Here is a 9,714-nt window from a genome sequence, read left to right as displayed (position 1 = left end):
AGGGAATGGTGAAAAGTACCGCGGGAGCGGAGTGAAATAGTACCTGAAACCGTGTGCCTACAAGCCGTGGGAGCGTCGCCGTTGTTCTTCGGAACAACGGTCGTGACTGCGTGCCTTTTGAAGAATGAGCCTGCGAGTTAGCGGTGTGTAGCGAGGTTAACCCGTGTGGGGAAGCCGTAGCGAAAGCGAGTCCGAATAGGGCGATTGAGTTGCACGCTCTAGACCCGAAGCGGAGTGATCTAGCCATGGGCAGGTTGAAGCGGAGGTAAGACTTCGTGGAGGACCGAACCCACCAGGGTTGAAAACCTGGGGGATGACCTGTGGTTAGGGGTGAAAGGCCAATCAAACTCCGTGATAGCTGGTTCTCCCCGAAATGCATTTAGGTGCAGCGTCGTGTGTTTCTTGCCGGAGGTAGAGCACTGGATAGGCGATGGGCCCTACCGGGTTACTGACCTTAGCCAAACTCCGAATGCCGGTAAGTGAGAGCACGGCAGTGAGACTGTGGGGGATAAGCTCCATGGTCGAGAGGGAAACAGCCCAGAGCATCGACTAAGGCCCCTAAGCGTACGCTAAGTGGGAAAGGATGTGGAGTCGCAGAGACAACCAGGAGGTTGGCTTAGAAGCAGCCACCCTTGAAAGAGTGCGTAATAGCTCACTGGTCAAGTGATTCCGCGCCGACAATGTAGCGGGGCTCAAGCGTACCGCCGAAGTCGTGTCATTGCAGCAATAGGGCCAACGCCCGCTGTGATGGGTAGGGGAGCGTCGTGTGCCGGGTGAAGCAGCAGCGGAAGCTAGTTGTGGACGGTTCACGAGTGAGAATGCAGGCATGAGTAGCGATACACACGTGAGAAACGTGTGCGCCGATTGACTAAGGGTTCCTGGGTCAAGCTGATCTGCCCAGGGTAAGTCGGGACCTAAGGCGAGGCCGACAGGCGTAGTCGATGGACAACCGGTTGATATTCCGGTACCCGCTTTGAAACGCCCAATATCGAATCAGGCGATGCTAAGTCCGTGAAGCCGTTCCGGACCCTTCGGGGAAAGGAAAGTGGTGGAGCCGACGAACCAGACTTGTAGTAGGTAAGCGATGGGGTGACGCAGGAAGGTAGTCCAGCCCGGGCGGTGGTTGTCCCGGGGTAAGGGTGTAGGCCGAGGGGTAGGCAAATCCGTCCCTCATTAAGGCTGAGACCTGATGCCGAGCCGATTGTGGTGAAGTGGATGATCCTATGCTGTCGAGAAAAGCCTCTAGCGAGTTTCATGGCGGCCCGTACCCTAAACCGACTCAGGTGGTCAGGTAGAGAATACCGAGGCGTTCGGGTGAACTATGGTTAAGGAACTCGGCAAAATGCCCCCGTAACTTCGGGAGAAGGGGGGCCATCACTGGTGATCGGACTTGCTCCGTGAGCTGGGGGTGGCCGCAGAGACCAGCGAGAAGCGACTGTTTACTAAAAACACAGGTCCGTGCGAAGCCGTAAGGCGATGTATACGGACTGACGCCTGCCCGGTGCTGGAACGTTAAGGGGACCGGTTAGTGCACTTTCGGGTGTGCGAAGCTGAGAACTTAAGCGCCAGTAAACGGCGGTGGTAACTATAACCATCCTAAGGTAGCGAAATTCCTTGTCGGGTAAGTTCCGACCTGCACGAATGGCGTAACGACTTCTCGACTGTCTCAACCATAGGCCCGGTGAAATTGCACTACGAGTAAAGATGCTCGTTTCGCGCAGCAGGACGGAAAGACCCCGGGACCTTTACTACAGTTTGATATTGGTGTTCGGTTCGGCTTGTGTAGGATAGGTGGGAGACTTTGAAGCAGCCACGCCAGTGGTTGTGGAGTCGCCGTTGAAATACCACTCTGGTCGTGCTGGATGTCTAACCTCGGTCCGTGATCCGGATCAGGGACAGTGTCTGATGGGTAGTTTAACTGGGGCGGTTGCCTCCCAAAGGGTAACGGAGGCGCCCAAAGGTTCCCTCAGCCTGGTTGGCAATCAGGTGTTGAGTGTAAGTGCACAAGGGAGCTTGACTGTGAGACCGACGGGTCGAGCAGGGACGAAAGTCGGGACTAGTGATCCGGCGGTGGCTTGTGGAAGCGCCGTCGCTCAACGGATAAAAGGTACCCCGGGGATAACAGGCTGATCTTCCCCAAGAGTCCATATCGACGGGATGGTTTGGCACCTCGATGTCGGCTCGTCGCATCCTGGGGCTGGAGTCGGTCCCAAGGGTTGGGCTGTTCGCCCATTAAAGCGGTACGCGAGCTGGGTTTAGAACGTCGTGAGACAGTTCGGTCCCTATCCGCTGTGCGCGTAGGAATATTGAGAAGGGCTGTCCCTAGTACGAGAGGACCGGGACGGACGAACCTCTGGTGTGCCAGTTGTCCTGCCAAGGGCATGGCTGGTTGGCTACGTTCGGGAGGGATAACCGCTGAAAGCATCTAAGCGGGAAGCCTGCTTCAAGATGAGTATTCCCACCTCCTTGAGAGGGTAAGGCTCCCAGTAGACGACTGGGTTGATAGGCCAGATGTGGAAGCCCGGTAACGGGTGAAGCTGACTGGTACTAATAGGCCGAGGGCTTGTCCTCAGTTGCTCGCGTCCACTGTGTTAGTTCTGAAATAACGAACGGCTGTGAAAACACCAGCGTTCAAATTTCATAGTGTTTCGGTGGTCATAGCGTTAGGGAAACGCCCGGTTACATTCCGAACCCGGAAGCTAAGCCTTTCAGCGCCGATGGTACTGCAGGGGGGACCCTGTGGGAGAGTAGGACGCCGCCGAACAATCATTGCGGAAGCCCCGCACCAGACCTTTACGGGTCCGGTGCGGGGCTTTTCTGCGTTTACCGGCCGCGCAGCTTGGCGCGACCCTGCGCTTCACCAGTCGGCGGGATAGCTTTTGAGGCTGCTCGTGTCGAGCGTCCAGCGGCCGGCAATGACGGTGTCCCCAAAGGCGTAGGGGACCGCCTTGCGGAAGCGGATGCCGTCGGGCCCCGCTGAGGGGTCGCTGTGCACGGTGACGGTTTTCTTGTCCTTGCGGGGGTCTACGACGACGTACAGCGGGACCCCCATCCTTGGGTAATCGTGCAGCTTGTCGCGGATGTCGGTGAGCGAGTTCGTGCGTGAGACGACCTCCACCACCATCAGGACATCACGGGAGTTGATGGGGTCTGGGACTCGATCTGGCGGCGCAGCCGCACCACGTTGAGCCTGTGGGGAGCCGTGGGGCTCACCATCGTGAGGGAGATGTGCATGCGGCGCATCTGCTCGGGGGTGAAGTCGGCCATGGTGTCCTCCAGGGGGTGCCCGACCGAGGTATCCAGCCCCGTCGCTGTGAAGCCTAGAGACGGCCGGCGGACTTCAGGGCCAGGTACGCGTCCGCGAGGGCGGGGGCCAGGGTGTCCGGGGTGGCGTCGACCACGTGGACGCCGTGGCGGGCGAGCTGGTCGGCGGTGCGGCGGCGCTGGGACTGGGACTGGGTGCCCGCCGCGGCCTCGTAGACCTCCTCCACGCCGCCGCGGGATGTCGTCATCTCCGCGACGTGGGGGTCGGCCACCGAGGCCAGGAGGACCGTGTGGCGCTGGGTGAGGCGCGGCAGGAGGGGCAGGAGGCCCTCTTCTACCGGGGCCGCGTCCAGGCTCGTCAGGAGGACCACCAGGGAGCGGCGCGGGGCGCTGCGCAGGATGGTGGAGACCAGGGTGCGGGAGTCGGTCTCGACCAGCTCCGGTTCCAGCGGGGCCATCGCGTTCACGAAGGACGGAAGGACGTCCGCCGCCGGACGGCCCTGGACCTGGGCGCGGGGACGGCGGTCGTGGGCCAGCAGGTCCACGCGGTCGCCGGCGCGGGTGGCCAGGGCGGCGAGGAGCAGGGCCGCGTCCATCGCCGAGTCCAGGCGCGGGGCGTCACCGACGCGGCCCGCCGAGGTGCGGCCGGTGTCCAGGCAGATCAGGATGTGCCGGTCGCGTTCGGGGCGCCAGGTGCGGACGGCCACCTTGTTCTGGCGGGCCGTGGCGCGCCAGTCGATGGAGCGGGTGTCGTCGCCGGGTACGTAGTCGCGGAGGCTGTCGAACTCGGTGCCCTCACCGCGGGTCAGGACGCTCGTACGGCCGTCCAGTTCGCGCAGGCGGGCCAGCCGGGACGGCAGGTGCTTGCGGCTCGTGAAGGGCGGCAGGACACGGACCGTCCACGGGACGACGTGGGCGCCCTGCCGGGAGAGCAGGCCCAGTGGGCCGTACGAGCGGATCGTGACCCGGTCGGCCTGGCGGTCGCCGCGCCGGGTGGGCAGGAGGCGGGTGGTCAGTCGGCGGCGTTCGCCCGCGGGGACCACGACCTCGTGGCGGGAGGCGGCCGTCTCCGTGCCCGGGACCCAGCTGCTGGGGGGCCAGGCGTCGCGGACGTGGGCCCGCAGCGTGCGGCGGCTCGGGTTGGTGACGGTGAGGTGGACGTCCGCCCGTTCGCCGAGGCGGACCGAGGTGTCGCCCGAGCGGGTCAGGCCGAGGGAGCGGACGGGCGCCGCCAGGGCGTAGTCGACCGCGCAGGCCAGCGCGAGCGGGCCGTTGACCGCGAGCATCCCCGTCCAGCTCGGTTCGAGGATGCCGACGGGGATGCTGCCGAGGGCCGCCAGCAGGGCGGCGCGTCCGGTGAGGGCCATCAGCGCGGGACGGGGACGTGGGAGAGGATCGCCGTGATGACGGCGTCGGCGGTGACTCCCTCCATCTCCGCTTCCGGGCGCAGCTGGACGCGGTGGCGGAGCGTCGGCAGGGCGAGGGCCTTGACGTCGTCCGGGGTGACGTAGTCGCGGCCGGTGAGCCAGGCCCAGGCGCGGGCGGTGCCCAGAAGGGCGGTCGCACCGCGCGGGGAGACGCCGAGGGTGAGGGACGGCGATTCGCGGGTGGCGCGGCAGATGTCGACGACGTAGCCGGCGATCTCGGGGGAGACCGAGACCTTGGAGACGGCCTCGCGGGCGGCTTCGAGCTGCGCGGGTCCGGCCACCGGGCGGATGCCCGCGGCGTGCAGGTCGCGGGGGTTGAAGCCGGCGGCGTGCCGGGTCAGGACGCCGATCTCGTCCGCGCGGGAGGGGAGGGGCACGGTGAGCTTGAGGAGGAAGCGGTCCAACTGGGCTTCCGGGAGCGGGTACGTGCCCTCGTACTCGAGGGGGTTCATGGTGGCGGCGACGAGGAAGGGCTCCGGGAGCGGGCGCGCCGTGCCGTCGACCGTGACCTGGCGTTCCTCCATCGCTTCGAGGAGGGAGGACTGGGTCTTGGGCGGGGTCCGGTTGATCTCGTCCGCGAGGAGGAGGTTGGTGAAGACCGGGCCGTTCTGGAAGGAGAACTCGGCGGTGCGCGCGTCGTAGACGAGGGAGCCGGTGACATCACTGGGCATCAGGTCCGGGGTGAACTGGACGCGCTTGGTGTCGAGTTCGAGGGACGCGGCGAGGGCCCGTACGAGGAGGGTCTTGGCGACGCCGGGGACGCCTTCGAGGAGCACGTGGCCGCGGCACAGGAGCGCGACGACGAGGCCGGTGACGGCGGAGTCCTGACCGACCACGGCCTTGCCGATCTCGGTGCGGAGCGCTTCGAGGGAAGCGCGGGCGCTGTCCGCGGTCGCAGCCGTGGACTCGGTGGCCGGGTACGTCATGACGTACGGACCTCTCTTTCGAGGGCGTCGAGGTGGTCGGCGAGCGCGACGAGTGCCGCGTCGTCGGAGGGGGTGGGGCCGAAGAGCAGGGCGGAAACGTCCCTGGTCTGCGGCTCGCCGGTGAGTCGGGCGGAGACGGCGGGCGTCAGCGCGGACGGGTCGTGGGCCTGGGTGTGCGGTACGCCGAGCAGTGCGGCCAGGCGTTCGCGGGTGGCGGCGCGCAGCACGGTGGCGGCGCGGTCGCGGGCCCCGGCCTTTCGGTAGAGGCGGGCGCGGCCCTCGGTGGCCTCGGAGGCGCGGATGACGACCGGCAGCTTCTCGGTGACGAGGGGGCCGAGGCGGCGGGCGCGCCAGAGGGCGGCGAGGACGGCGGCCACGAAGAGCTGGAGCAGGGCCCAGGACCAGCCGGCCGGGATGAGGTCGAAGAGGGACTTGTCCTCGCCGGAGCGGGTCGCGGGGTCGGGGTCGGAGTCCGCGAGGGACGGCATGTACCAGACGAGGTCCGGGCGGGAGCCGAGGAGTTGGAGGGCGAGGGAGGCGTTGCCCTCCTCGGCGAGGCTCTCGTTGAGCAGGATCGTCCCGGCGCCAAGGAGGACGGTGTCGCCGCCGGGGGTGCCGGTGGGGAGGACGAGGAGGGTGGGGTGGCCGTCGCTGGGGTAGCAGGCGGTGGCCCGGGGGAGGGTGGTGGTGTAGCGGAGGCCGCCGCCGGTGCCCGCGCGGCCTGCGGAGGCGGCGGCGGGCAGGGTGCAGGCCGGGGCGAGGGTGTCCGACGCGGCGTCGCCCTTCGTGTGCACGCCGGGGGCGAGGTCGGTGAGGCTGTGGCCGCCCGGGGAGAGGAGGACGGTTCGGCCCCCGGAGAGGTCCATGGCCGAGCGCAGGACGCCGCGCTGGGTGGTGCCGAGGAGATCGGGGTCGGTGACCAGGAGGGTGGTGCGGGGGCCGGCCGCGTCGGCGGCCTCGCGGGCGGTGGTCACGACGCGGGTGGTGACACCGCGGTCCCCCAGGAGCTCGGCGACGGCCCGGCTGCCGTAGGGGTCGGCGGAGCGGGGGTCGAGCGTGCCGTGGCGGGTGCCGGAGTCGAGGGCGGCGAGGGCGAGTCCGCCGACGGCGAGCACGGCGAGGAAGGCCAGGACGCGCCGCGTCCGCCGTATCCGCTGCGCCCGGCCGGCGCGGGGGGCCGCGGTCGCGGCAGGGGCGACGCTTCCGCCGGCACCGGTGCTGGGCGTGGTCGGGCCGGGGATGGGGCCGGTCATGCGGTGGGTCCCGTCAGGAGCGGCTTGGCGCGGTCCAGGGTGAGGTCGAGGGCGCGCATGCGGGCGTACGCGTCGGCGTCGGCGGTGCGGCCGCCGTAGGTGACGTCGTCGAAGGTACGGGCGGCCGCGCGGAGGTCCCCGGCGTGGTCCGGGAGGCAGACGGCGGCTTCGGCCGCGGCCTCGTCGGCGGTGCGGCCCGGCCGGGGGTCGAGCAGGGTCCGCTCCTCCAGGGAGCGGACGACGGCGCGCATGCGCTCCTGGACGGCTTCGGTCCAGCGGCCCGCGGCGGCGTGGGCCTCGGCGGCCGTGCGGTGGTCGGCGGCGCTGCGGATGCCCTCGTCGAAGAGGACGCCCGCGCCGGAGACGGCCCGGCTGGGGGAGCCGAGCCGCCACCACAGGGCGCCGACGGCCAGGACGACCAGGAGGACGATCACGACGACGCCGAGCCCGCCGCCGGGGGTCGCCCCGGAGGCGGCGCCGAACAGGTCGTCGAGCCACGCGAAGAACTTGCGCAGGGCGCGGTCCAGCAGCCCCGGGTCGTTCTGGTGGTAGATGGGCTTGGACAGTTCGCGCTCGGCCGCCTCCTGGGCGGGCTCGCGCGGTGTCGTCACCGGTGGTGTCGCCGTGCCCGGCAGGAGCGCCGTGGCGCGGGTGATGAGGCCCCCCGTACTCATCATCGGTGTGTCAGCCTCCGGTCGTGCCGTAGTTCTCGACGCCTGCGGCCCGGGCGAGCTCCAGGTCGAGCCCCTCGCGGCGGATGCGCTGGTCCACGTAGAGGAGGACGGTGACGCCCGACTGCATGGGCATCACGATGGTCTGCGCGATGATCGCGCCGATGCCGGAGAGGATGAGCGCTCCCCAGGCGGTGGAGGCCGTGCCGGCCTGCAGGCCGCCCATGCCGCCGCCGAAGAGGGCGACGCCGAGGAACGTCAGCGGCCAGACGATGATCGCCGCGATGATGCCGGTGATGATGCTGGTGAGGAGCGTGATGCCGAAGATGCGCCACCACGCGCCCTTGACGAGCTTGGAGGAGCGGCCGAGGGACTTGAAGACGGTGCCCTTCTCCAGCATCAGGGCGGGCGAGGCCAGGCTGTACTTGGTCCACAGCCAGATGGCCAGCGGGAGCGCGGCGAAGCCGCCGAGGACGGCCAGTCCCACACTCCGGGCGAGGATGCCGGGCACGATCAGCACGACGACGAGGAGGGCGAAGCCGAATCCCATCAGCAGCGTCAGTCCGAACAGGCGCAGCAGCTGCGGACGGGCCTCGCGCCAGGCGGCGGAGACCGTGGAGGTGTTGCCGAGGACCGCCCGGCTGAAGATCATCGTGAGCATCGCGGTGGCCACGATGCCCCCGAGGGCCTGGATGAAAACGGCTCCGAACGAGACCGCCGAGGCGGTGCCCAGGGTGTTGATCGTCTGCTCGATGTCCGCCGCGGGGTCCGCGGCGAGGGCCAGGTCGGACATCACGTACTTCTGCAGGAGCACGCTCATCACCTGCACCACCGTGGCCACGACCAGCGTGATCGGCAGCACCGAGCGCCAGTGGGCACGCATGGTGGCGACCGCGCCGTCGAGGATCTCGCCCATGTCCAGCGGGCGCAGCGGGATCACGCCGGGCTTGGCGGCCGGGGGCTTGCCCCACTGGCCGGGGCCGCCCGGGTAGCCGTACTGGCCGCCGTACGGGCTTCCGTACTGGCCTGCGTGCTGCTGGCCGCCGTACGGTCCCCAGCCCTGGCCCTGCTGCGGCGGTGCCTGCGGAGGCGGTGTCGGGCCGGCGGCCGGGCTGGACCAGTCTCCCGGCGGCGGCTGCTCGGCGGACCACTTGGAGTCGCCGGAAGCCTGCTGATCGGAGGGTGCCCCTGGTCGCTCGCCGTCGGACGGAGAGGATCCGGGCGAAGCCCAGCCCGGAGAGTCGTTCATCGTCGCTCCTTCACGTGCACCTGCTGCGGCGGGGGCGCTGGTCGCTGCCATCGTGCCACGTGAGCTCCACGAACGGACCAGCCGTCCCCCCGGATCCTCGACAGCCCGTACCTTCAATTGTCACCCGGATCCGGGGCAGACTGGTTGACCTGATCTCCACGCAGGTCCGAGGGGCGATTTCCAGCCCTTTTGGCTGTGGGACAGCTCACCGCCAGGTAACGATTAGCTAATGGGATGATGTCAAGCATGAAGGGACGAGTCCTTGTCGTCGACGACGACACCGCGCTGGCCGAGATGCTCGGCATTGTGCTGCGTGGAGAAGGTTTTGAGCCGTCGTTCGTAGCGGACGGTGACAAGGCGCTGGCTGCCTTCCGGGAGGCGAAGCCCGATCTGGTACTGCTCGACCTCATGCTGCCCGGACGGGACGGCATAGAGGTGTGCAGGCTGATCAGGGCCGAGTCGGGCGTGCCGATCGTGATGCTCACGGCGAAGAGCGACACGGTCGACGTCGTCGTAGGCCTGGAGTCCGGCGCCGACGACTACATCGTCAAGCCGTTCAAGCCGAAGGAGCTGGTGGCCCGCATCCGGGCCCGCCTGCGCCGGTCGGAGGAGCCCGCTCCCGAGCAGCTGACCATCGGTGACCTCGTCATCGACGTGGCCGGGCACTCGGTCAAGCGGGACGGCGCCTCCATCGCCCTGACCCCGCTCGAGTTCGACCTGCTGGTCGCGCTCGCGCGCAAGCCCTGGCAGGTCTTCACCCGTGAGGTGCTGCTGGAGCAGGTCTGGGGCTACCGGCACGCGGCGGACACCCGGCTGGTCAACGTGCACGTGCAGCGCCTGCGCTCCAAGGTCGAGAAGGACCCGGAGCGCCCCGAGATCGTCGTGACGGTGCGCGGTGTCGGCTACAAGGCCGGACCCAGCTGA

The 9,714-nt window shown here is 68.2% G+C and carries 8 protein-coding genes and 2 rRNA genes (1 of these 10 only partly in view); 3 read left to right on the top strand and 7 right to left on the bottom strand.

Annotation, left to right across the window (positions count from 1 at the left end; genetic code table 11):
* Positions 1-2,571 (top strand): 23S ribosomal RNA (locus tag OG737_RS10875); it begins 552 nt to the left of the window's first position.
* 76 nt (positions 2,572-2,647) lie between these two features.
* Positions 2,648-2,764: ribosomal RNA gene (rrf, locus tag OG737_RS10870) — 5S ribosomal RNA — on the top strand.
* 93 nt (positions 2,765-2,857) lie between these two features.
* Here the strand turns inward: rrf and OG737_RS10865 are convergent.
* The 7 genes from OG737_RS10865 to OG737_RS10835 are packed head-to-tail and all read right to left on the bottom strand — an operon-like array spanning position 2,858 to position 8,790.
* A complete protein-coding gene (locus OG737_RS10865; protein WP_405921472.1) occupies positions 2,858-3,124 on the bottom strand; it encodes a Uma2 family endonuclease in 267 nt (88 codons plus the stop codon).
* Entirely contained in the window at positions 3,124-3,267 is a 144-nt protein-coding gene (locus tag OG737_RS10860) for a hypothetical protein (RefSeq protein WP_328925997.1), read from the bottom strand. Before OG737_RS10860 ends, OG737_RS10865 begins: the two co-directional genes overlap by 1 nt.
* A gap of 53 nt (positions 3,268-3,320) precedes the next feature.
* Positions 3,321-4,631: a DUF58 domain-containing protein gene (locus OG737_RS10855; protein WP_405921471.1), complete on the bottom strand. Its 1,311-nt coding sequence runs from the start codon at positions 4,629-4,631 to the stop codon at positions 3,321-3,323.
* Complete coding sequence (locus OG737_RS10850) at positions 4,631-5,617, bottom strand: MoxR family ATPase (RefSeq protein WP_328925995.1); 987 nt, start codon at positions 5,615-5,617, stop codon at positions 4,631-4,633. The genes OG737_RS10855 and OG737_RS10850 overlap by 1 nt, the downstream gene beginning before the upstream one ends.
* Positions 5,614-6,870, bottom strand: a complete 1,257-nt coding sequence (locus OG737_RS10845) for a DUF4350 domain-containing protein (protein ID WP_405921470.1) — start codon at positions 6,868-6,870, stop codon at positions 5,614-5,616. The genes OG737_RS10850 and OG737_RS10845 overlap by 4 nt, the downstream gene beginning before the upstream one ends.
* On the bottom strand, positions 6,867-7,547 hold the full coding sequence (locus tag OG737_RS10840) for a DUF4129 domain-containing protein (RefSeq protein ID WP_405921469.1): 681 nt from the start codon (positions 7,545-7,547) through the stop codon (positions 6,867-6,869). Before OG737_RS10840 ends, OG737_RS10845 begins: the two co-directional genes overlap by 4 nt.
* Before the next feature lie 7 nt (positions 7,548-7,554).
* The gene (locus OG737_RS10835; protein ID WP_405921468.1) at positions 7,555-8,790 is read right to left on the bottom strand and encodes a hypothetical protein; all 1,236 of its coding nucleotides are present in this window, start codon (positions 8,788-8,790) and stop codon (positions 7,555-7,557) included.
* 234 nt (positions 8,791-9,024) lie between these two features.
* Here OG737_RS10835 and mtrA point away from each other — a divergent pair, with 234 nt between their 5' ends.
* Positions 9,025-9,714, top strand: a complete 690-nt coding sequence (mtrA, locus tag OG737_RS10830) for a two-component system response regulator MtrA (protein WP_200904315.1) — start codon at positions 9,025-9,027, stop codon at positions 9,712-9,714.

The organism is Streptomyces sp. NBC_00122 (genome assembly GCF_045160845.1).
Lineage (GTDB): Bacteria > Actinomycetota > Actinomycetes > Streptomycetales > Streptomycetaceae > Streptomyces.
The sequence above is the reverse complement of the archived record's forward strand: the minus strand, read 5'-3'. Positions and strand labels throughout refer to the sequence as shown.

Excerpts from the sequence above, each read along its gene's own strand:
- mtrA (WP_200904315.1), top strand. The coding sequence starts at position 9,025 with ATGATGTCAAGCATGAAGGGACGAGTCCTTGTCGTCGACGACGACACC.
- OG737_RS10860 (WP_328925997.1), bottom strand. The coding sequence starts at position 3,267 with ATGGCCGACTTCACCCCCGAGCAGATGCGCCGCATGCACATCTCCCTC.
- OG737_RS10845 (WP_405921470.1), bottom strand. The coding sequence starts at position 6,870 with ATGACCGGCCCCATCCCCGGCCCGACCACGCCCAGCACCGGTGCCGGC.
- OG737_RS10850 (WP_328925995.1), bottom strand. The coding sequence starts at position 5,617 with ATGACGTACCCGGCCACCGAGTCCACGGCTGCGACCGCGGACAGCGCC.
- OG737_RS10855 (WP_405921471.1), bottom strand. The coding sequence starts at position 4,631 with ATGGCCCTCACCGGACGCGCCGCCCTGCTGGCGGCCCTCGGCAGCATC.
- OG737_RS10865 (WP_405921472.1), bottom strand. The coding sequence starts at position 3,124 with ATGGTGGTGGAGGTCGTCTCACGCACGAACTCGCTCACCGACATCCGC.
- OG737_RS10840 (WP_405921469.1), bottom strand. The coding sequence starts at position 7,547 with ATGATGAGTACGGGGGGCCTCATCACCCGCGCCACGGCGCTCCTGCCG.
- OG737_RS10835 (WP_405921468.1), bottom strand. The coding sequence starts at position 8,790 with ATGAACGACTCTCCGGGCTGGGCTTCGCCCGGATCCTCTCCGTCCGAC.